The organism is Rhizobium sp. G187, from assembly GCF_051549525.1.
Taxonomy (GTDB): Bacteria; Pseudomonadota; Alphaproteobacteria; order Rhizobiales; family Rhizobiaceae; genus Allorhizobium.
The window spans coordinates 243,403-265,727 of sequence record NZ_JBPUGM010000002.1; the positions used below are offsets into that span (position 1 = coordinate 243,403).

20 protein-coding genes are annotated in these 22,325 nt (G+C 61.0%); 16 read left to right on the forward strand and 4 right to left on the reverse strand.

Going from position 1 to position 22,325, the window contains the following annotated elements; all coding sequences use genetic code 11:
- Positions 1-27: 27 nt before the first annotated feature.
- The 6 genes from ACSV9I_RS05990 (at position 28) to lpxK (ending at position 5,847) form a co-directional block, all read left to right on the forward strand.
- Complete coding sequence (locus ACSV9I_RS05990) at positions 28-1,374, forward strand: TldD/PmbA family protein (RefSeq protein WP_438327888.1); 1,347 nt, start codon at positions 28-30, stop codon at positions 1,372-1,374.
- Positions 1,375-1,402: 28 nt separating this feature from the next.
- Positions 1,403-2,203: a 3'(2'),5'-bisphosphate nucleotidase CysQ gene (locus ACSV9I_RS05995; RefSeq protein ID WP_438327889.1), complete on the forward strand. Its 801-nt coding sequence runs from the start codon at positions 1,403-1,405 to the stop codon at positions 2,201-2,203.
- Positions 2,204-2,264: 61 nt separating this feature from the next.
- Complete coding sequence (locus ACSV9I_RS06000) at positions 2,265-2,501, forward strand: DUF4170 domain-containing protein (RefSeq protein WP_054157573.1); 237 nt, start codon at positions 2,265-2,267, stop codon at positions 2,499-2,501.
- A 162-nt stretch (positions 2,502-2,663) separates the two neighbouring features.
- Entirely contained in the window at positions 2,664-3,983 is a 1,320-nt protein-coding gene (gene waaA, locus ACSV9I_RS06005; protein ID WP_438328525.1) for a lipid IV(A) 3-deoxy-D-manno-octulosonic acid transferase, read from the forward strand.
- 16 nt (positions 3,984-3,999) lie between these two features.
- Positions 4,000-4,707 (forward strand): HAD family hydrolase, encoded by a 708-nt coding sequence (locus ACSV9I_RS06010; protein WP_438327890.1) that lies wholly within the window; start codon positions 4,000-4,002, stop codon positions 4,705-4,707.
- A 105-nt stretch (positions 4,708-4,812) separates the two neighbouring features.
- The gene (lpxK, locus tag ACSV9I_RS06015; protein ID WP_438328526.1) at positions 4,813-5,847 is read left to right on the forward strand and encodes a tetraacyldisaccharide 4'-kinase; all 1,035 of its coding nucleotides are present in this window, start codon (positions 4,813-4,815) and stop codon (positions 5,845-5,847) included.
- A gap of 3 nt (positions 5,848-5,850) precedes the next feature.
- Here lpxK and ACSV9I_RS06020 read toward each other — a convergent pair whose 3' ends face one another.
- Entirely contained in the window at positions 5,851-6,081 is a 231-nt protein-coding gene (locus ACSV9I_RS06020) for a DUF2093 domain-containing protein (RefSeq protein WP_054157575.1), read from the reverse strand.
- A gap of 91 nt (positions 6,082-6,172) precedes the next feature.
- Positions 6,173-8,026, reverse strand: coding sequence for a DNA mismatch repair endonuclease MutL (mutL, locus tag ACSV9I_RS06025; protein ID WP_438327891.1), 1,854 nt, complete (start codon positions 8,024-8,026; stop codon positions 6,173-6,175).
- Positions 8,027-8,299: 273 nt separating this feature from the next.
- On the opposite strand from mutL, the gene ACSV9I_RS06030 reads away from it, so the two are divergent.
- Together ACSV9I_RS06030 and ACSV9I_RS06035 are read left to right on the forward strand one after the other, a co-directional pair.
- Positions 8,300-10,021 (forward strand): response regulator, encoded by a 1,722-nt coding sequence (locus tag ACSV9I_RS06030; RefSeq protein WP_438327892.1) that lies wholly within the window; start codon positions 8,300-8,302, stop codon positions 10,019-10,021.
- A gap of 117 nt (positions 10,022-10,138) precedes the next feature.
- Positions 10,139-11,500, forward strand: coding sequence for a putative bifunctional diguanylate cyclase/phosphodiesterase (locus ACSV9I_RS06035; RefSeq protein WP_054157578.1), 1,362 nt, complete (start codon positions 10,139-10,141; stop codon positions 11,498-11,500).
- Between the two features lie 108 nt (positions 11,501-11,608).
- Here the strand turns inward: ACSV9I_RS06035 and ACSV9I_RS06040 are convergent, their stop codons facing one another.
- Together ACSV9I_RS06040 and ACSV9I_RS06045 are read right to left on the reverse strand one after the other, a co-directional pair.
- The gene (locus ACSV9I_RS06040) at positions 11,609-12,211 is read right to left on the reverse strand and encodes a PRC-barrel domain-containing protein (protein WP_438327893.1); all 603 of its coding nucleotides are present in this window, start codon (positions 12,209-12,211) and stop codon (positions 11,609-11,611) included.
- Between the two features lie 203 nt (positions 12,212-12,414).
- Positions 12,415-13,299, reverse strand: a complete 885-nt coding sequence (locus ACSV9I_RS06045) for an SMP-30/gluconolactonase/LRE family protein (protein WP_438327894.1) — start codon at positions 13,297-13,299, stop codon at positions 12,415-12,417.
- Positions 13,300-13,661: 362 nt separating this feature from the next.
- On the opposite strand from ACSV9I_RS06045, the gene ACSV9I_RS06050 reads away from it, so the two are divergent.
- The 8 genes from ACSV9I_RS06050 to ACSV9I_RS06085 all read left to right on the forward strand — a co-directional run bounded on the left by ACSV9I_RS06050 (position 13,662) and on the right by ACSV9I_RS06085 (position 22,313).
- Complete coding sequence (locus tag ACSV9I_RS06050) at positions 13,662-14,399, forward strand: helix-turn-helix transcriptional regulator (RefSeq protein WP_054157581.1); 738 nt, start codon at positions 13,662-13,664, stop codon at positions 14,397-14,399.
- Between the two features lie 329 nt (positions 14,400-14,728).
- Positions 14,729-15,901, forward strand: a complete 1,173-nt coding sequence (locus ACSV9I_RS06055) for an Mrp/NBP35 family ATP-binding protein (protein ID WP_438327895.1) — start codon at positions 14,729-14,731, stop codon at positions 15,899-15,901.
- A 303-nt stretch (positions 15,902-16,204) separates the two neighbouring features.
- Positions 16,205-17,194 carry a magnesium transporter CorA family protein gene (locus ACSV9I_RS06060; protein WP_438327897.1) on the forward strand — a complete coding sequence of 330 codons (990 nt, stop codon included), beginning with the start codon at positions 16,205-16,207 and terminating at the stop codon, positions 17,192-17,194.
- Between the two features lie 15 nt (positions 17,195-17,209).
- The gene (locus ACSV9I_RS06065; RefSeq protein WP_438327899.1) at positions 17,210-19,111 is read left to right on the forward strand and encodes a potassium transporter Kup; all 1,902 of its coding nucleotides are present in this window, start codon (positions 17,210-17,212) and stop codon (positions 19,109-19,111) included.
- A gap of 166 nt (positions 19,112-19,277) precedes the next feature.
- Positions 19,278-20,459, forward strand: a complete 1,182-nt coding sequence (locus ACSV9I_RS06070) for a cell wall hydrolase (RefSeq protein WP_438327900.1) — start codon at positions 19,278-19,280, stop codon at positions 20,457-20,459.
- A gap of 383 nt (positions 20,460-20,842) precedes the next feature.
- Positions 20,843-21,205, forward strand: a complete 363-nt coding sequence (locus ACSV9I_RS06075) for an AtpZ/AtpI family protein (RefSeq protein WP_438327901.1) — start codon at positions 20,843-20,845, stop codon at positions 21,203-21,205.
- Positions 21,206-21,263: 58 nt separating this feature from the next.
- Complete coding sequence (locus tag ACSV9I_RS06080; RefSeq protein ID WP_054157612.1) at positions 21,264-22,013, forward strand: F0F1 ATP synthase subunit A; 750 nt, start codon at positions 21,264-21,266, stop codon at positions 22,011-22,013.
- 72 nt (positions 22,014-22,085) lie between these two features.
- Positions 22,086-22,313 carry a F0F1 ATP synthase subunit C gene (locus ACSV9I_RS06085; RefSeq protein WP_006726635.1) on the forward strand — a complete coding sequence of 76 codons (228 nt, stop codon included), beginning with the start codon at positions 22,086-22,088 and terminating at the stop codon, positions 22,311-22,313.
- Positions 22,314-22,325 lie beyond the last annotated feature (12 nt).

Genomic DNA, 22,325 nt, shown 5'->3' on the forward strand with positions numbered 1-22,325 from the left:
AATGGTGCAGGAACGAAAGGCCATTCCATGCCCAATCAGATCGATTCTGCCAATCTCCTTCAACGTGCCGAACAACTGGTCGACCTCGCCCGCAAGGCAGGCGCGGACCGCGCTGATGCCGTCGTAGTGCGGTCGCGTTCCAAGGGCGTCAGCGTCCGGCTCGGCAAGGTCGAGTCGACCGAGGCCTCCGAAAGCGACGATTTCTCCCTGCGCGTCTTCATCGGGCGACAGGTGGCAAGTGTGTCCGCCAATCCCGGTTTCGACCTGACGGCGCTCGCCGAACGCGCCGTCGCCATGGCGAAGGTTTCGCCCGAGGACCCCTTTGCCGGTCTGGCTGACGAAAGCGATCTGGCAAGCCAAATCGCCGATCTTGAACTCTATGATGACACCGAAGTATCGAGCGACAGCCTGCGCGAAAGCGCGCTTGCCATGGAAGATGCTGCCCGCAGCGTCGACGGTGTCAGCAACTCGCTCGGTGCTGGTGCCTCGGCCGGTATGGGCGGTCTGGTGCTGGTCACCTCGCATGGTTTCTCCGGCAGCTATGCCGGCTCGCGCTTCTCCCGCTCCGTCGCCGTGATCGCAGGCGAAGGCACGAAGATGGAGCGGGATCACGATTTCGACAGCCGGCTCTACTATGCCGATCTCGACAGTCCGGAAGAGATCGGTCGCCGTGCGGCTGAGCGTGCCGTCCGCCGCCGCGATCCCCGCCAGGTGCCGACCGCCTCCAATCTGACCGTCGTCTTTGATCCTCGCGTTGCCCGTGGTTTCGTCGGCACCATCGCTGGTGCGATCAATGGCGCCTCGGTGGCCCGCAAGACCTCGTTCCTGCGCGATCGTATGGGGCAGCAGGTGCTGAAATCAGGCCTTAACATCACCGATGATCCGATGAAGGTGCGTGGCTCCTCCTCGCGCCCCTTCGATGGCGAGGGCGTGATCGGCAAGCCCCTCACGATGATCGAGGACGGCGTGCTCAAGCACTGGTTCCTGTCCTCGTCTGCCGCCCGAGAACTGGGTCTCAAGACCAACGGTCGCGGCGTACGAGGTGGCACTTCCGTCTCGCCATCGTCCACCAATCTGGCGCTTGAGCCTGGCGATATCTCACCCGAGGATTTGATCCGCAGCATCGGCACCGGCCTCTATGTCACCGATATGATCGGCCAGGGCGTCGATATGATCACTGGTGAATACAGTCGTGGTGCGAGCGGTTTCTGGATCGAGAACGGCGAGTTGACCTATCCGGTCTCCGAGATCACCATTGCGTCCAACCTGAAGGACATGTTCATGCGGATCACGGTAGCCAATGATATCGACCGGAAATACGGCGTGGCCGCCCCGACGCTCGCCATCGAGGGCATGACCCTTGCCGGGCTCTGAGACGATAGGCAACGACGCGGCAGAAGGCGTGGTCGCGCCCGATTGGCAGGCCGATCTCGCCCTGATCCTCGATGCGGCGCGCGAGGCGGCGAAGGTTGCGGTCTCGCATTTCGGCCAGTCGCCCGAGGTCTGGTGGAAGAACGAGGGCACATCTCCCGTGAGTGCGGCGGACTATGCTGCCAATCGCGTGCTCGAAGAAATGTTGCGCAGTGCGCGGCCGGGTTATGGCTGGCTGTCGGAGGAAACCGACGACGATCAGGCGCGGCTTTCCTGCGATACGGTCTTCGTAATCGATCCGATCGACGGCACACGGGCCTTTCTCGCCGGCAAGCCGACCTGGTGTGTCAGCGTTGCGGTCGTCCATAAGGGTATGCCAGTCGCCGGCGTCCTCGTGGCGCCCGCCCTCAATGAGGAATTCACCGCGACCATTGACGGCCCGGCCTTGCGCAACGGCCTGGAGATCGCCGTTTCCGACGCCGACCTGGAGGGCATGCTCAAGCTCGCATCGGCCCAGGATATGGTTGCGGGCTTTGCCCCGCCACTGCGACCGAGGATCGAGCGTGTGGAGCATATCCCCTCGCTTGCCTATCGCCTGGCGCTGGTCTCCGATGGCCGGATCGATGGCACGCTGGTCAAGAAGAATTCGCATGACTGGGATCTTGCCGCGGCAGACGTGATCCTGGCGCGTGCCGGTGGCAGCATCACCGATCTTGACGGCGCACGGCTTGTCTACAACAGGGCGGAAGTCACCCATCCGGTTCTCTGTGCAGCATCTGCCGCACTTCTTCCGGTTTTGCTCAAGAACATCACCCGAATTCCCCGGAGTTGACCTTTAAGGCGAAATCGCGCAGATGTTTTTCCAATCGTAAATCCACCGAAAAGACTAGAAAATGACTGAATCCAGCGAAAAGAAACAGCTTCTCCACCTCGTCTTCGGCGGCGAACTTTCCAGCCTCGAAGATATACAGTTCCGTGATCTGAACGAACTCGATGTAGTCGGCATCTTCCCGGACTATGCAAGCGCGCTCCAGGCTTGGAAAGCAAAGGCACAGGCGACGGTTGACAATGCGCATATGCGCTATTTCATCGTTCACATGCACAAGCTTCTCAACCCATCGGAGAAATAAGCTGCGAGTGCAGTGCAGCATGCGTCACAGTCTGAACATCGTGCCTCAAACGGGTCACTTTTTAACCTAAGTCTTCTTGCATTCCTCAGTCTTTGCGCAAGCCCGGATGTTTTGGGGCAGAATGGCATTATCGATGAAGATGAGCAGGTTTGTCCGATGACGGTGAGCGACAGAATGGCATCGCTCGCCGTACGGTCCTACGGTTGGCTGGGTCTGATGGCCTATCCGCTGAGTAAGCCTTGGCTTGCCTATCGGGCAGCCAAGGGCAAAGAAGACAGGACGCGCAGCAACGAACGGTTCGGCTATGCAAGCCGCGAGCGTCCAGCTGGTCCGCTTCTGTGGATCCACGCGGCAAGCGTCGGCGAGACCATGGCAGTCATTCCGCTGATGCGCGAACTGCGCCGCCGCGACATCCATGTTCTGCTGACCACCGGCACGCTGACCTCCGCCGAGATTGCCCAGAACCGGCTTGGCGACAGTGTCATCCATCAATACGTTCCGCTCGACTTCAGCCCGGCCGTTCGCCGTTTTCTCGACTACTGGCAGCCTGATGCCGCAATCGGCGTCGAGTCGGAGATCTGGCCGACGACGCTTGCCGAATTGCATCAGCGCCAGATCCCGCAGATCCTCGTGAATGCCCGCATGTCGGACCGCTCCTTCAACCGCTGGCATCGTCACAAGACGGTCGCGGAGGCGCTGTTCGGCAAGCTCGCGCTCGTTATTGCCCAGTCTGATGTCGACGGGCAGAATTTCCGCGACCTCGGCTGCTGGCCAGTCCAGGTCTCCGGCAATATCAAGGCCGATAGCGAAGCCCCACCCTGCGACGAGGCGGTGCTGGCGCAGTATCGAAGCCAGATCGACAAGCGCAAGAGCTGGGCCGCGATCTCCACCTTTGACGGCGAGGAATCCATTGCCGCCATGGTTCATCGTGCGCTGAAGGCGCATACCGGCCTCCTCACCATTCTCGTCCCGCGTCATCCGGAACGCGGAGATGAAGTGGAGGCCATGCTCAAGGAAAAGGGTCTGGTTGTTGCCCGGCGCACGCGCAATGATCCGATTGCCGACGAGACGGATGTTTTCCTTGGGGATACGATCGGTGAGATGGGGCTTTATCTGCGCCTGACAGAGCTCGCTTTCGTTGGCCGCTCGCTGACGGCCGAGGGCGGCCAGAACCCGATGGAACCGGCCATGCTCGGTTGTGCGGTGCTGTCTGGCCCCAATGTCAGCAATTTCCGAGAATCCTATCAGCAGCTGGTGCGCAAGGGATCGGCGCGCGTCGTGCGTGATGCAGAAATGCTGGCAAAGGCTGTCCATTTTCTCCTGAGCAATGATCTCGCCCGTACCAAGATGATTGACGCCGGGCTCGAAACCACGCAGGAAATGCGAGGCGCACTGGCAGCGACAATCAAGGGCCTTGAAGCCTATGTCAGTCCGCTGTCGGTGAAGGCCAAGCTCGAACCTCGGTCTGCCGTGACCAACTGAACCAGACAGGATCATCATGACGCGTCAGCCAGCCATTTCGGGCATCCTGTTCGACAAGGACGGCACGCTGCTTGATTTCGACGCCAGCTGGGGCCCGGTCAACCGTAAGGTGGCAACCTTCGCGGCAGACGGTGATGGGGAACTGGCGGATCGGTTGCTTGCAGCCTGCGGCATGGATCCGGTCACCGGAGCAATCACGCCCGATAGTCTGTTTGCCTCCGGCAATACCCGTGAAATCGCCGAGGGCATGGCCGCAGCCGGCTCTACCCTTACGCTCGACGTTCTGGTTCCGCGCATCGATGATTTCTTCGCCGAGGCAGCGGAGCTGTCCGTGGCCGTCACCGATCTTCTGCCGCTGTTTGAAAGGTTGCATGCAAGGGGCCTGCGCCTCGGCATTGCCTCCAGTGACAATGAGCGGTCGATCCGCGTCGCCGCCGAACGTTTCGGCATTCTCGGTTTCCTTGACTATGTCGCCGGTTATGACAGTGGTCATGGCGCCAAACCCGAAGCCGGCATGGTTCTCGGTTTCTGCGCCAAGACGGGGCTGTCACCGCATCAGGTCGCGGTGGTTGGCGACAACAATCACGATCTCCTTATGGGCCATGCAGCCGGTGCTGGCCTGAAAGTCGGCGTCCTTTCCGGCACGGGTACGCGCCAGACGCTTGAGCAGCATTCCGACATGGTGCTCGCCGATATCACCGAACTTGAGGCCATGCTCGCCTGACACACGGTTGCCGGGTGTGACCTTTGCGCTTGACCGGCCCGCCCGGTGAATGCTTCTTGTCGACCCCACAGCTGCCTGAAAGGCAGGCGTTTGATCGAGGCGATGATGGTTTCAGAAGCACCGCCATTCTGGTGGACCCGGAAGGACTGGCGTGCATGGAGCCTCTGGCCCATCGCAACGGTCTATGGCCGAGTAGCCGGCACGCTCATGAACCGGCGGCGCCGTCATGCCGTGCCGGTCCCGGTCATCTGTGTCGGCAACTTTACCGTCGGCGGTGCCGGCAAGACCCCGACCGCCGTCGCGATTGCGCGAGCAGCCGTCGAAAAGGGCTTGAAGCCTGGCATCCTCAGCCGCGGTTATGGCGGCACACTCGATGTCACCACCATCGTCGACCCCGGCCATCATCGCTCGACGGCCGTCGGTGACGAACCGCTTCTTCTGGCCCGCGAAGCCCTGACCGTCATTTCGAGACGCCGCATTGCCGGCGCCGAAAAACTCGTCGAAGAGGGCGTCGACCTGATCATCATGGATGACGGCTTCCAGAGCGCGCGACTTGTCGTCGACTATGCACTGATCGTCGTCGACAGCTTCCGCGGTATCGGCAATGGCGCGATCGTGCCGGCCGGACCGGTGCGTGCGCCGATTGCGGTGCAGATGCGCCATCTCGATGCAATCCTGAAGGTCGGCAAGGGCGATGCGGCAGACCAGTTCGTCCGCCAGGCATCCCGCGGCGGCAAGCCTGTGCTGCGGTCGGATGTCTTGCCGCGCGATCCCGACCTCCTTCGCGGTCGCCGGGTTCTCGCATTCGCCGGGATAGCCGATCCCAACAAGTTCTATCGCACGCTGGCAGATCTCGGTGCCGAAATCGTCGATCGGCAGGGATTTCCCGATCATCATCAGTTGGAAGACGACGAGATCGCCGATCTGTTGCAGCGATCAGAGGCAGAAGACCTTCAGCTTGTGACCACTGCAAAGGATCATGTCCGGCTGAGTGGCCAGCATGGCAAGGCGGAGGAATTGCTGGAAAAATCGATGGTGGTCGAGGTCGACATGGTCTTCGACGATCCCGAAGCGCCTTCGCGGATCATCGATCTGGCGATTGCCGCCTGCCGGCAGCGTCAGTTGAAGAAGACGGACTGAGCTTCAGCGCTTCTGGTTGGGCAGGGCGCCCGCGCGTTTTTCGGCTTCCAGCGAGGCGCCTGCATCCGCATAGGCCTCCTGGCGCGCGACGCTCCAGTATTTGAGTTCGTCCACCAGGATGGATTTGCCCGTAATCGCGCACACCACATGATGGCCCGGCGAGAGGATCTGGAAATCGGCGTCGAGATAGCGGATCTTGGCCTCGCGGTTGCCGCTGCCTTCGAAACGGTTCATCACTCTTCTCCTGCGCCGTCTGTCCTGAAACTGCAATACAGCGCCCCTTCCGGGATTTGAAGCCCCTTCGGGCGAAACATCGCGACCTTCGTCAACTGCGCCCGAACAGACGTTCGATATCGGAGAGCTTCAATTCGACATAGGTCGGGCGACCGTGATTGCACTGGCCCGATCCCGGTGTCTGCTCCATCTGCCGCAGAAGCGCGTTCATTTCCTCGACCCTGAGCTGCCGTCCCGAGCGCACCGAGCCATGACAGGCCATGGTCGCAGCGACATGTTCAAGCTTCACGGACAGCCGGTCGGCGGTATCCCACTCGGCAATCTCATCGGCGAGATCGCGCACCAGCTTCACCGCATCCATCTCGCCCAGCATGGCCGGGGTCTCGCGAACCGCAATCGCGCCGGGGCCAAAACGCTCGATTGCGAGCCCGAGCTGCTCCAGGCCCTCCGCATGGCTCATCAGCCGGTCGCAATCCTCTTCCGGCAGGTCGATGATCTCGGGGATCAGCAGGCCCTGTGAGGGGAGGCGGCGGCCGGTCAGCGCCTTGCGCATCTGCTCATAGACCAGCCGCTCATGGGCGGCATGCTGGTCGACGATAACAAGCCCGTCCTGCGTTTGCGCGACGATGTAATTGGCATGCACCTGCGCGCGAGCGGCTCCCAGCGGATAGCTCGACAAGGCCTCGACCTCCGCCGTGGCGCGTGCGGTCGGTTCGGTGCGGGCCGCCGGCTCGGCAAGGCTGGAAAATGCGGCCTGCGTTGCTTCGGAAAACCCAAGCGGCGAAGGGCTGGGCGCTGCATAAGCGGGCGCTGTCCCGGCAAGGCCGTGCACTGTAGGCGTCGGGAAGGCAAGCGGCCGCGAGGGCGAGGAAGCGGCGGCCCAGCTTGCTGAAGGCTGGGGGCTGAAGCCGGGGCGGAAGGCGCGCAGCATGCCGCCCGCACCCGTCGTTGCCGCCCGGTCGCCGTCCCGCTGCAGGGCCTGGCGGATCGCGCCGACGATCAACCCGCGCACGAGCTGCGTGTCGCGGAAACGCACGTCGGATTTCGCCGGATGCACGTTGACGTCAACCAGGGCCGGATCAAGTTTCAACGACAGAACGGCAACCGGATAGCGCCCATGCGGTACGGTTTCGGCATAGGCGCCGCGGATCGCCGACAGGATCTGCTTGTCCTGCACCGGGCGTCCGTTGACGAAGGCATACTGATGGGCCGAATTCCCGCGATTGAATGTCGGCAGTCCGGCAAAACCGGAGAGCGCCACGCCTTCGCGCTCGGCATCAAGCTCAATGGCATTGTCGCGGAAGTCGGCGCCCAGAACCTGCGCGATGCGGGCCAGATGATCGTCGCCGGTCGAGGGAAACTCCAGCGTGCTGCGATCCGTGCCTGAGAGCACAAAGCGGATTGCCGGAAAGGCGATTGCCATGCGCTTGACGATCTCGGTGATTGCGGCAGTTTCCGCCTTGTCGGTCTTCAGGAATTTCAGGCGGGCAGGGGTGGCGAAGAAGAGATCGCGCACTTCGACGGTCGTGCCTGGATTGGAGGGGGCAGGTCGGACCGAGCCGACCTTGCCGCCAACCACCGCGATTTCCGAACCCGAGGTCGCACCCGTTGGGCGGCTGGTGATTGTCAGCTTGGCAACGGAGCCGATCGAGGGCAGCGCCTCGCCGCGAAAGCCGAGCGAGCGGATGTCGAACAGCGTTTCGCTGAGCTTGGAGGTGCAGTGACGGCGGATCGAGAGCTCCAGATCCTCCGGCGCCATGCCGCAGCCATTGTCGATCACCCGAAGCAGTGTCTTGCCGCCGGCAGCCGTCGCCACCTCGATGCGGGTCGCGCCGGCGTCAATGGCATTTTCGATCAATTCCTTCGCAGCGCTTGCCGGGCGCTCGATGACTTCGCCCGCGGCGATCTGGTTGATCAGGGTTTCGGAGAGTTGCTTGATGAACATTCCCCATTTTCGGGGATTCGGGCAGAGACGGAAAGGGAAAAATCGCGCTCTCCCCCGTCTTGCCGCAGGCATTAAGTGGCTCTTAACGCAGATGCTCTAATTTGATCCATGACTTGACATGTCCCAGGGCTCGGTTTCGGCCGGCGGGGGGCGCCTGCCGGGGCGTTCCGATTTTACCGCAAGCTCCGTCAGGAAGGCCCGGCATGTTGCGCACAGGCGTCACTTTGAGGAATGACCGCCGATTGTCTCGGCGTCGTCGTTAGAGGCTGTAGTTTGAAAGAGTTGACTCCGGTTTCCGGCGAGGGAGGATTGGGCGCTTTGCGCGATATCCTGCCAGACGCCCCGCTACAGCCGGCGCTGCTCGAGGCCATGTCCGAAGCGCTGCAGGCAGCCGTTCTCGTTTATGACCGCAACGACCATCTCATCTTCGCCAGCCGCAACGTCACCAACTACCTCAATCTGCCGACTGACACCTTTCGCCTGGGAACGCGCCTGCGCGACATTCTCGAAACAGCTTATGCGGCCGGCTGGCGGCATCTGGTCCCGGGGCAGGGCAACGACGAAACGCCGACACGTGACGAATGGCTGACACGCCAGATTGCGGCGCACTGGCGCGAACGGTTCGAAATGCAGGTCTGGGAAGATGGCAAGCGCTGGACCCGCTACAGTAAGCGCCGCCTTGCCTCGGGTTTTGGCTTCTGCATCATGACGGACGTGACCGACCAGAAGCGCCGCGAGGACCAGTGGCGAGCCGATGTCGAGCGCGTCCAGCTGACAGAGGAAATTCTCGACAATCTCGCCCATCCGGTCTTTGTCCAGGACCGCAGCCTGCATGTCGTTGCCGTCAACAAGATCTTCTGCTCCACCTTGTCGGTGGGAAGTGAACAGGCATTGGGCAGCCCGCTCCACGATGTCTTCGAGCACGCCGTCGCCGAGCGGCTGCTGGAACTGTCGCGCGAGGTTCTCGAAACCGGCGTCACCGCGTCGCTGGCGCTGGAGATGCGGGTTCACCGATCTGCATTGCGGATGATGCGCATCCACATGCAGCGCGTCGGCAAGCCAGGTCGATACTTTCTTGTCTCCAGCCTGGATGACGGCGGTGCGCTTGCCGACAGCGGTGATGGCATTTCTGGACATTCCCAGGCGGAGGCTCTCCCGTCGGTGATGGATGCGGATAAGGAAAAGGCCGGTGGCCGCCTTGCTGGCCGCAAGGCACTGGTGGTCAGTGGCGAGCCCGCCTTCGAGCGCGAAATGCTCGACCTTCTGAGTTTGCTCGGCCTTGATTCCTGCTGCGTTCGCAACGACGACGAACTCGAGGCTTTTCTGGATGTCGCCCGCTCCGTCAGCGTGTCGATTGATCTCGCCATTGTCGATATCAGGGTCGATATGCAGTGCCTTGGCCTGATCCAGGCGCAGGAGATCGACTACCTGACCGTCGAGGATGGTGAGGAGCCTTCGGATCTCGCCTTCGCGATTCTCGACAGATTGACGGCGCTGCAGTCGGACCCGGCGCCGGTCGACGATTGGGAAATCTGCACCGAGGACGATCCACCGGTTGTCGTCGACTCTGTCCCGGTCATCGAAAAGCCTCAGCCGCCGAGCCGCCAGCCGCTCATCCTTGTGGCCGAAGACAACGAGATCAACCAGATCGTCTTTTCCCAGATCCTCGATGGACTGGGCCATGCCTATCGGATCTGTGCCGATGGCGAGGAGGTCATCGCCGCCTGGCGGGACCTCAACCCGGCTCTTATCCTGATGGATGTCACCTTGCCGGTCGTGAACGGCTTCGAAGCCGCCAGCCGCATCCGCGCAGCAGAAGACGACACACCCGCGCGCATGCCGATCATCGGCGTCCTGCCCCATGCCTTCGATCGCGATCGCGAAGCCTGCTACGCTGCCGGCATGGACGAGGTGATCCTCAAGCCTCTGAGCCCTGATGTCATAGAGCAGGTCATCCAGCGGCATGCGCCCGAACTCGCGCGTTCGGCCGCATAATGTTCAATCACCCCTGATTATGGGGTGACGGACCGCTGTGTGGAGCCGCCCTCGATATGCTTTTATTAAGGCTTGCGCTGCATTCTGGAACATGTTGAGGCGTACCAGGAAGAGTGAATGGGTCCCGCTGGAACCAAAGCCGAGCACGGTGACCAGGACGAGCAATCGAATCTGACCTACACCGATCGCCTGACCGGTCTGGGAAATCGTGTGCGCCTGCGCGACAAGGTGCGCCAGCTCGCGGCTGACCGTTCGGCAGACCCCGCACCCTTCACTGTCGGCATCGTCAACCTGGACGGTTTCAAGCCGATCAACGATCTCTTCGGACAATCAGCCGGCGATGAAATCCTGTGCCAGGTCGCGCATCGCCTGAAGGCCTGTGTGCCGGATGGTGCGACCGTCACGCGGCATGATGGGGATGAATTTGCCGTCATTCTGCCGCTGGTTTTCGAGCGCAATGGTGCCGATCGCGCGGGCCAGCTGATCAAGGATGTGCTCTCTGCGCCTTACGACCTCGGCGATCGCAATGTGCGCCTCTCGGCCTCGCTCGGCTTTGCTGTCTATCCTTTTGCCGGCGGTGATTTCGAAGATCTGATGAAGAGCGCCGAGACCGCGCTCTATCGCTCGAAACGTCGTGGCCGGGGTCAGATCACCGTCTATTCTCGCGAAATCGCCCAGGAAATGAAGCGCGCCACGCAGCTGGAACAGGCGCTCCGCAATGCCATCATCAATGACACGGTGGACGTCCACTTCCAGCCGATCGTCCGCCTTGTCGATGGGCGCGTGCTAGGCTTCGAAGCGCTCGCCCGCTGGATCGATCCCGATCTCGGTTTCGTCTCACCAGCCGTTTTCGTGCCGCTCGCAGAAGAACGAGGCTTCATCGATACGCTGTCCGAAACACTGTTGCGCAAGGCAGCGGAAGCAACGCTTGCCTGGCCCCGCGACCTCTTCCTCTCCTTCAACCTGTCTTCGGTCCAGCTGATGGACCCGCGCACCTCATTCAACACCTTGTCCATCCTCAACAGCGTTGGCTTCGATCCGCGCCGTCTTGAAATGGAAATCACCGAAACGGCCGTCATGTCCTCGGCCGATACAGCCCGGCGGATCATCCGCGAGCTGAAGGACGCCGGCATCCGCATATCACTGGATGATTTCGGCACGGGCCAATCCAGCCTTGGGCGGCTGCGCGAATTCACCTTCGACAAGGTCAAGATCGACCGCGCCTTCGTCTCCGCCATCACCACCGACCGCATCTCCGAACACATCGTCCGGGCGATCGTCACAATGTGCAAGGGGTTGGAACTTGAAGTCGTCGCCGAAGGCATCGAGACGGAAGCGGAAGCGGAAGCCTTGAGGCAACTCGGTTGCGGCATGGGGCAGGGCTATCATTTCGGCAAGCCTGCCGATTCCGGCGCCACCCTGCGCTACCTGCTCGAACATCATCATGAATTCGCGGTCATCGACCGGGTCACGGCCTGACGCTTTCGACCATCGTTCAGGATGGCGAAAACACCAAAAGGCGGCGCCGAAGCGCCGCCCATGAGGCTTGTGTGGTCGTCGACCGCAACAGGCCCCTCATTCCAGGGCTTAGTTGCCCGTCGACGAGGTCGTCGTGCCGTCGGTCGGGGCGACGCCGGTGCCGGTCGCATTGCCAGCATCAGCAGCCTGGTCGTCCAGCGTGCGGAATTCCGGCGCGTTGGTCAGGCTTTCGGCCGTTTCGGTGGTCGTCAGGCGGGCTTCGCCCTCCGCACCGTTCTCAGCCGCTTCGCGGGTGATGGTGATCTTGTCGAACGGGATCGCGACATCCTTCGAACCGATGCCGAGGAAACCGCCGACGCCGACAACAGCTGCGACAACACCGCCATCCTTCTCAACGAGCAGGTCGTTGATGTTGCCGATCGTTTCATTGTCGGCGGTGTAGATTGCCTCACCCATGAAATCGTTGACGCTGATGTGGTTTTCAGCCTGCTCGGTCAGATAGGTGGCCGAAGAGGCAGAAGCGGCAGTGGTCGTGCTCATGGCGCCGTTGGTAGCGTCAGGGGCAGCAGGCGCAGCAGGCTGAACTGCCGGGGCTTCCGTGCCAGTCGTGGCAGGGGGAGTGGTCGTGGCATCCTGGGCAAAAGCGACCGGGGCCATGGCGGTGGAGCCGAGCAGCAGAGCTGCGGCGAGGGTCTTGAAGGACTTCTTCATGATGGACTACCTTTCCTCTCGAATTCTCTATCGAATGACTTGGCTGCGAGTTGTTGCTGCCTTGTCGGTTCGAGGGGAAAATGCCCTTTGGCCGCGTTCGTTCCGTTATCTGTCGCAGGTTTATTTTGTTGTTTTGACGGAACAAAACCCGCAAAACGTGGTTTGCGGGCCTCCTTTTTAAGCCATCTATGACAGGACGGAGATCAAAGCTTGAACAGCGGTTCCGGCTTGCCGCGAACGCTGACACCAAGATCGAAAAGCGCACCAGCCAGCGGTTCGTGGCCACGTTCTTCGTCCGTCAGGCCTTCCCAGCAGGAGGTGACGGCAAGACGATCGAGGGCCTTGCCGAAGAAGGCGGGGCAGGTCGGGCGACTTACCGGAACGGCATGGCGCGACAGGTGACGACCGTCCGGCGCATAGCGATCCACAGCACCCCCATCCCAGTTGGAATTCCAGATTGTGCCTTCGAGATCCGTCACGGAACCGTCGATCACGCCCTTGCGTGCGGATTGGTCGATCAGCACTTTCGGCGCCGAACGCGGCAGACCGGTGAGCGGGTCAAGCTCGACGCTCATCATGTGGTTGACCTTCGAGTCGTTAAAATAGCCGATCGTGCCATCCGGCGAGAAGCAGATGCCGTTCGGAATGCTGACAGCCTCGAACAGCTTGGTCACCTGCGTTCCGGCAATGTGGAAGATAGCGCCGGCGCCGGTTTCCGCTGTCCGGCTCATCGTGCCGATCCACAAGGCGCCGCTTGGATGCACGCGCCCGTCATTCGACCGATTGCTCGGCTTGTCCTCGATCTGGACGTATGGCGTAAGGACGCCGGATTGGCGGTCGCGCAGGTAGAGCCCCTTGTCAGACGCCAGCATCTGGCGCTGGTCGTCCACCGAGGCGATGACGCTGCCCTTGAATGGCAGGGCATGCGTGTAGGTCTGGCCACTCTCGACATCGAGCTCGCAGAGCGTGGATCCGAGGATATCGAACCACCAGAGGCGTCCCGTGATCGGATCGTAGGACGGGCCTTCGCCCAGTTCTAGGCACTCTTTCGAAAGAACCGTGCCCTTGAATGTCTCAGTTGCGACCATGCGTTGTCTCCTGCCGAAATCTCGGTCGTGTTTTTAGGCGTCAGACCTTTGTCTAACAGGGGTTTACGGTAAAATTGAAGGCCTATCTGGACCCCCAAAGCCGCAGGGGCTTATCCTCCCCCAATTATTGGAGGCGGATTCGGTTTTCGAATCTTTCGCCTTCACGTTATTCCGGCATGATCTATTTTGTAATGCGGCGCCTCGATACATGTTACCAGAGGTGGTTCGCGATGGCATTGATGATGGATTTTTTGGATGCTCTGCTGGCACCTGGACGATATGATGGGAAACGACGGGGATGATCGGTATCGGCGGGTACGTCTGATCGACCGGGTTGTCGCTGGCGCGGAAATGACGAAGCCATGAGTCCGTTGGAGAATGTGAAGGAAAGCCGGATCGACACTTTGGTTGAAGAAGTGTCGGGGTTCAAAACGCAGTTCGACGTCTTCCGGTTCATGAAGCGCGTGACCGAGCAATATGGCTCCCGTGCCTTCATGGTGGTCAATCTGCCGGGTCCGACAGCACTCAGCCTCGCCAGCAGCTCGATCATCACCAATTGGCCATCCGATCTGATTTCCGAGTTCGACCAGGTTGGTCTTCTGGCCGGAAGCCCGGTTCTGGCGCATTTGCGCAGGGCCTCCATTCCGTTCCGCTACGACGTGGAGCGCAGCGATCTGAAACGTGACGCGCAGACGGCTGCCGTTTCACGAGCCCTCTTCACGCGGTTCAGAATGAACAGGGGGGCTTATTTCCCTGTGCATGACGCATCAGGCGCGCGCGGCGCGATCTCGCTCAGTGGCGATCGCCAGCCCTTCACCAATGACGAGATGAAGGATCTGACCTATCTGTCGATCTTCGTCTTCAACCAGCTGGCGGAAATCCGGGAACTGGACAGCCGCAATAGCGACATGCTGACGGAGCGCGAGCTCGACTGCCTCAACTGGACGGCCGCTGGCAAGACCAGCGTCGAGATCGCCGAAATCCTGACCCTCTCCGAGCACACCATCAACCACTACCTCAATCGGGCGACCAAGAAGCTCGATGCGGTCAACCGCACGCAGGCCGTTGCAAAGGCCCTGCGCCTCGGCCTGATCAAGTAGATGCTCAACTGGCGCTTTTTTGAGCGCTATTCCGCCTGCTTTCTTCGCACGAAGCCACGGATTTCGCAGCATTAAGCGGCTGATACTGCGCTGCACAATCTGGCACGGATCCTGCATCTTGAGGATCAGTCCAGAGGGGACGTAGCAAGGCACCTGTCAAGGGTCCTGCAAGGAGAAGCCGCCATAGGGGCCGTCCGGCACCACGTGGCGGCTTTTCTTTTCTCGCATCCAGCGCGGTATATGTCGACGCAGGCCTGCGATGCCTGTTGGCGAAGTCGTGTCGCTCCATTATCTAAGGCCGGACGCGACAAGACGCAGAAGGACATGACATGACAGAGTTGACACGCGAGATCGTACGCCAGGCCCTGACCGGTGTCCGGGGACCCGATCTCGACGGAAACATCGTCGACCTCGGCATGGTGTCCGACATCTTCATTTCCGAAGGCAAGGTCTACTTCTCGATCAATGTGCCCGCAGACCGCGCTGATGCGCTGGAGCCGCTGCGTCAGGCGGCCGAGCGCACCGTCAAGGCGCTTGCCGGCGTGAAGGGTGCCGTGGTCAGCCTGACGGCTGAGCGCAAGCAGGGAAGCGCCCCGCCGCCGCGTCCGCAGGCCGCCCCTGCCGCCCACAGCCACGGGCATGGTCACGGCCACAGCCATGGTCCGGCACCGACGGGTCAGCCGGCCGCCCCGCGCGGCAAGGCAGGTGTGCCAGGTGTGGGCGCCATCATCGCGGTGGCCTCCGGCAAAGGCGGCGTCGGCAAGTCGACCACGGCCGTCAATCTCGCGCTTGCCTTCAAGGCGAATGGCCTGAGCGTCGGCATACTCGATGCCGATGTCTATGGCCCCTCCATGCCCCGCCTGCTCGGCATCACCGGCCGTCCGCAGCAGATCGAGAACCGCATCATCGTGCCCATGGAAAACTACGGCATCAAAGTGATGTCGATGGGCTTCCTGGTCGATGAAGGCACAGCGATGATCTGGCGCGGTCCGATGGTACAGTCGGCGTTGATGCAGATGTTGCGCGAAGTTGCCTGGGGCGATCTCGATGTGCTTGTCGTCGACATGCCACCGGGCACCGGCGATGCACAGTTGACCATGGCGCAGCAGGTGCCGCTGACCGGTGCCGTCATCGTCTCGACACCGCAGGATCTGGCGCTGATTGATGCGCGCAAGGGGCTGAACATGTTCAACAAGGTTGAGGTTCCGGTCCTCGGCATTATTGAGAACATGAGCTATTTCATCGCCCCCGATACCGGCAACCGCTATGATATTTTCGGCCATGGTGGGGCAAAGACCGAAGCCGAGACGATTGGCGTGCCCTTCCTCGGCGAGGTGCCGCTGACAATCTCGATCCGCGAAATGTCTGATGCCGGAACGCCTGTGGTGGCGGCCGAACCCGATGGGCCGCAGGCGCGCATCTACCGCGACATCGCCGAGAAGGTCTGGGATCAGGTAAAGACCCGTTCTGGTCGTGCGGCACCCTCGATCGTTTTTGAATAAATGGGAGCGAGGGCCGCCGCCCCCGAGCGCAGAGGCGCAAGGCGGCGGCGGGTCGCGCAGGCCCGGCTTCTTGGGTCGGGGGCTTGGACGCTCACCAGCGCGAAACGATCGCCAACGACCATCGCACCAGTCGATGCCGGACGCGTTGACCGAGATCAAGCTGTGGTTTCGGCCGGCCGTTTGGCGGGTTCAGCCTTGCGGAGCCTGCAATTCAGTCGTGCAAGATAAGACTTGGCAAGCGATGCCGGAGTGTGATTTGGTCCGCGCCATTGCCGGATACGGTGCGGACGAAGGTGATCATTCTTGATCAGGGCCTACAGAAAAGACGGCAAAGCCGAAGTGATCGGCGTGGATCCGGCTTATGCTAAATTTACCGACGATATCGTCTGGATCGATCTGATCAGCCCGAGCCGCGAGGAGGAGCTGTTCGTCGAAGCGAGGCTGGGAATTCCCTTGCCGACGCGGGAGGAGCTCAAGGACATCGAGCCGTCGAGCCGCCTCTATGTCGAAAACGGTACGGTCTATATGGCTGGATCGCTGATCTATCGGGCCGAGACCGACTTGCCGTTGCTCACCGATATCGCCTTCATCCTGCATGAGGATCGGTTGATCACCATTCGTTATGCGGAGCCAAAGTCCTTTGCCCTTTTCAGTGCGGGCCTGTTGCGCGGCAATGGCAATGGCAATGGTCATTGCCGTTCCGGTGCGACCCTGGTCTGCCGTCTGTTGGAAACGGTTGTCGATCGGACGGCCGAGGTGCTCGAAATGCTGGCGACACGCCTCGATGACTTGTCGATCACGGTGTTTGTCGACCGAAAGGCCGCCAAGCGGCGCCCACCGCACTTTCTCGAAGACAAGCTCCTGACCATCGCAAGGCATCACCAGTTGGTGAGCAAGGTCCGGGACAGTCTCGTCTCCCTCTCGCGCCTCGTCGCCTTCCTGCAAGCGCAGCCGGCCATCCGCCGCGACGAGGAAGCCGTCGAGCTCTGCTCCCTTCTGTCCCGAGACCTCAATTCGCTCGGCGAGCACGCGGCCTTTGTCGCCAACAACATCACTTTCATGCTGGATGCCTCGCTTGGCCTGATCAATGTCGAGCAGAACGCTATCATCAAGATCTTCTCGATTGCTTCCGTGGTCTTCTTGCCGCCGACGCTTGTTGCATCGATCTATGGAATGAACTTCCAGCTGATGCCGGAACTTCAGTGGCAGTTCGGTTATCCACTGGCGCTGGTCGGCATGCTGGTGTCCGCCATTGTTCCCTTCCTGTTTTTCCGTTGGAAAGGCTGGCTCTGACGAGCCTGAAGTCCCATGCAGACTGTCGAACATCAGGCCGATGCCGGCCCCAAGGACACCCGTGCCTTCCTGGCTCTCGCCCTCGGTTCCGTCGGCGTCGTCTATGGCGATATCGGAACGAGCCCGCTTTATGCCTTTCGCGAGGCGTTGAAGCCGATCGGCGTTGACGGCATCACGCGTGTTGAGGTCATCGGCCTCATCTCGCTGATGATCTGGTCACTGACCATCATCGTTACCCTCAAATATGTGCTCTTCCTGCTGAGAGCCGACAATGACGGGGAGGGCGGCACGCTCTCGCTGCTGGCGCTTCTATCGAAGACGGCAAACGGGCACGGACCGATCCTGATGGTGCTGGGCCTCATCGGTGCAGCTCTTTTCCTCGGCGATTCCATGATCACGCCAGCGCTTTCGGTCCTGTCGGCGGTCGAAGGGCTCAAGCTCGTGGCGCCGGATCTGGCCGATTTCATCGTCCCGATCTCACTGGCTATCCTGATTGGCCTTTTTGCCGTGCAGTCGCATGGAACCGGCGCTGTCGCCCGCTTCTTCGGCCCGATCACCGCCCTCTGGTTTATCGTCATGGCTGCAGGCGGCATCTATCATATCTTCGACGACGTCGGCATCTTCGCTGCCTTCAATCCCTGGTACGCGGCAAGCTTCATGCTGCGCGAGGGGTTTCTCGGCATCGTCGTTCTCGGTGCCGTCTTCCTGACGGTTACAGGTGCAGAAGCGCTCTATGCCGATCTCGGCCATTTTGGCCGAAAGCCGATCCAATTGGCCTGGTTTGCCCTGGTCTTCCCCGCGCTGGTGCTGAACTATCTGGGTCAGGGCGCGCTCGTCCTTCACAATCCGGAGGCGATGTCCGATCCCTTCTTCCTGATGTTCCCCTCCTGGGCATTGCTGCCGATCGTCATCCTTGCGACCTTTGCCACGATCATCGCCAGTCAGGCCGTGATTACCGGGGCCTTCTCGCTGGTCCGCCAGGCGATCCATCTCGGCTTCCTGCCGCGCATGCGCATTCTGTTCACCTCCGAGACGCAGACCGGACAGATCTATTTGCCCTCGGTCAACACGCTGCTGCTCGTTGGCGTCCTGGTGCTGGTCCTCGTGTTCGAAAGTTCAGAGGCGCTGGCAACCGCCTATGGCATCTCGGTCACGGGGGCGATGGTGGTGACCACCATCATGGCCTTCGAATTCGTCCGCAAGAATTGGGGCTGGAGCCTGTTGACCGCCTTGGTCGTGCTGATGCCGCTTCTCGCACTTGAACTTGTTTTCCTGGGGGCGAACCTCCTCAAGATCCAGGATGGCGGCTACATTCCCGTCCTGTTCGCTTTTGCGATCACCATCGTCATGTGGACGTGGCGCCGTGGAACGGCGATCCTGTTTGCCAAAACAAGACGGGACGACATTCCGCTCGATGCCTTCATCGAGATGATCGAGAAGAAGGGCGAGCACGGCCCGGCCGCTGTCGCCGGCACCGCGATCTTCCTCACCAGCGATCCGACCCGGGCGCCGGCGGCGCTGATGCACAATCTCAAGCACAACCACGTGCTGCACGAGCGCAACATCATCCTGACGATCCGCACCCTCGGGCGCCCGCGTGTCACGGAGGGCGAGCGCTTCGCCGTCGAGGAATTGTCCTCCCGCTTCTCGCGTGTCGAGATTCGCTTCGGTTTCATGGAGACCCAGAACGTCTCCAAGACACTCGCGACCTTGCGCCGCGGTGGCCTGAAGTTCGACATCATGTCGACCTCCTTCTATCTCGGCCGCCGCAAACTCGTGGCCGCTGCAGGCATGGGCATGCCCCACTGGCAGGACCGGCTCTACATTGCCATGGCCGAAACGGCCGCCGATCCCTCCGATTACTTCCGTCTGCCAGCGAACCGAGTGATCGAACTCGGCTCGCATGTTGTGATCTAGTTCACACCACCATCGATGCGCCTGGCCGGTCGCCTTTGGTCGGCCATGTTCCTATGGCCAAACAGTTCCGACACCGATCTCCGGCGGCGTTAACCAAGCATCAAGGTTAACGGGAGATAGTTTGTCGATAGTGTTCCTGTCTGTTTCGCGTCGATTGTGTCGGAGTATGGCTTTGCGTTCCCAGTCCCGCCGTTCGAAGAAGGTCCTGTCCCGCTTGGAGAACTGGACCTCTCCCCTGGTGTTCGGTCTCGCCTCTTGGCTCATTTTCCCATCCGTCGCAGCGCAGGCTGATCTGGCAGGGCTTCTGGCTGGCGCCGACCGCGGCGCGAGCAATTGGCGCATGGTTCTTACCTCCACGCCTGCCGGCTCGATCCACGAGGCGAAGCTCGCCTTCTCGGATGCCGAAGCGTCTGAAGCTCTGGCTGGCGGCGCGGGCGTCATCCTGCCAGATGGCCGCCGCATTGCATTTGATGGGGGCAAGGCTGCGGCCGATCCTTTGCCGGACGAGATGCGCGTCACCCGTGACATGAAGAAGGGCCGGGTGGTTGCCGTGCAGCAGATGCTGCCGCCGCGCGCCTTCTCAGCCGGTTCCATCCTGGAGCGCACCAGTTTCTTGATGGAGCCGAAAACGCTGGAGCCATCGGCATTCATCAAGGACAAGACCAAAACCAAGCCGGTCGAACTCGCCAGCTTCTATTTCAAGCGCGAGACCCCGAAGGCCGATCCGTCTCTGTCGCCAATGGTTGCCGAACTCGTCACCAATTCGACGCCAGACGTTCTGGCCACCGCTTACGCGCCACCAGCACCGGACTATGCCACCGTTTCGCCTTTCAACTCGATCCTGGCACCGGAAACCGAAACCAGCGGACGATTCATCCCGGACATCGATGCCAAGGATCACTCTTGGGCCGCCACGCCGCTGCCGCCTGATGTCTTCTCCGAAAAGGAGCAGAAGTGCCTCGCGCAAGGCATTTACTTCGAGGCGCGCGGGGAATCGGTGAAGGGCCAGGCCGCCGTCGCGCAGGTCATCCTTAACCGCGTGCGCAACCCGCATTATCCGAACACGATTTGCGGTGTGGTTTACCAGAATGAGGACCTGCGCAACCGCTGCCAGTTCTCATTCGCCTGTGACCGCATTCCGGACATCGTCACCTCGCCACGCCACTGGCGCATGGCCAAGGAAATTGCCATGGCTGTCACGGCAGGCAAGATCTGGTTCAAGGATGTCGGCTCCGCCACGCACTACCACGCGACCTATGTCCATCCGAACTGGGCGCCAACGATGAAGCGCGTCGAAAAGATCGGTAAGCACATCTTCTATCGCACCTTCGGTGGCGGTTGGACCTGATAGAGACCAGCCACCAGCCTGGCTCGACTGCCGGAATTGGCAGCGTTGCCCGCCATGTTTGTCCATGCTGTGTGTAACGTCACGGGCATCGGCTTCCGAAGCGCCGCTATCCACGTCAATGTGGCAGATTCTGGTCGCCGCCCGCGGCCAAGTGACCCGTTTTGCCCTCCGTCATTTGTGTGAAAACGCCCGCAATGACTTAAATCCATGATTTTGTTGGGTTAATTTGTGGTGAAACTTGCAGCCTCAATGCCTTGACTATGCAGGGGCTCAAAATTATGGTGCGGCCGACTTCAAAGCGGGCCGGACGGGTTTTATTGCCGCCGTTTTTGCATTCGTTTCGGGCGCGATAGCGGCTCAGGGAAGGCGGAGCGGGGATAACCATGACGGATAACCGGGAAGAAGGTCTGGAAGAGCGACGCAAACGACTGGCCGAACAACTCTCTGTCAGGGAGGACAAGGTCAGGGACGAGGAACGGGCCGACATCAACGCCGACGAAACCCGCAAGGGCTACGGCTTGGCGATGAAGATCTCGAGCGAGTTCATCTCTGCCATCATCGTCGGCACGCTTTTGGGCTATCTTTTCGACCACTTTGTCGGCACATCGCCTTGGGGCATGATCGTCATGCTCTTGATTGGCTTCTGTGCCGGAGTGTTGAACGTCATGCGTGTCGTCGGGATCGTGGCATCGCCGCATCCGGCAGACCGCAAGATGGACCTGGAAGACAAGGGCAACGGTCGCTGAGGCGGCGGACCCGAGACGTAAAGTGACCGCTTCGGCGGCGAAATTGAAAGAGCAGAACGTGTCAAACGATCCTACGCATCAGTTCCTGATCCAGAAGATTGTTCCGATCGAGATCGGCGGGATCGATTTTTCGTTCACCAATGCCTCGCTGTTCATGGTTGCGACTGTCGCGGCCGCATCGGGTTTCCTTTACTTCTCGACCTCGAACCGTGGCCTGATTCCGACGCGCATGCAGTCGGTCGCCGAGATGGCCTATGAATTCATCGCCTCGATGCTGCGCGAAGGTGCTGGCTCCAAGGGCATGAAGTTCTTCCCCATGGTCTTCTCGCTGTTCATGTTCGTCCTGACGGCGAACCTGCTCGGCATGTTCCCCTACTTCTTCACGATCACCAGCCAGATCATCGTGACCTTTGCGCTGGCGCTCTTCGTCATCCTGACGGTCCTGGTCTACGGCTTCTATAAGCACGGACTGCACTTCCTCTCGATTTTTGCGCCGTCTGGCGTGCCGGGCGCGCTTCTGCCGCTCGTATCCGCGATCGAGGTTGTGTCCTTCCTCTCGCGTCCGATCAGCCTTTCGGTTCGTCTTTTCGCCAACATGCTGGCCGGTCACATCACGCTGAAGGTCTTTGCCGGCTTCGTTGCCTCGATGAGCGCCATGGGTGCGATCGGCATCGGCGGCGCAATCCTGCCCCTCATCATGACGGTCGCCATGACCGGTCTCGAATTTCTCGTTGCCTTCCTGCAAGCCTACGTCTTCGCGGTACTGACCTGCATGTACCTGAACGACGCCGTGCATGGTGGCCACTGAGAATAAAGTCGCTGGCCCCGGCTTGCCGGGTGTCATAAACAGCCGCAACAACCCATTCGAAGGAGTATCCATATGGAAGCGGAAGCAGCAAAGTACATCGGCGCGGGTCTCGCATGCCTCGGCATGGCTGGTACGTCCCTCGCTCTCGGCCGTATCTTCGGTGACTACCTGACCGGCGCACTGCGCAACCCGTCGGCTGCTGACAGCCAGTTCGGCCGTCTGGTATTCGGCTTCGCCGTTACGGAAGCTCTGGGCATCTTCTCGCTGCTCATCGCTCTCCTTCTCCTGTTCGCCGTCTAATACCGGCTGGAG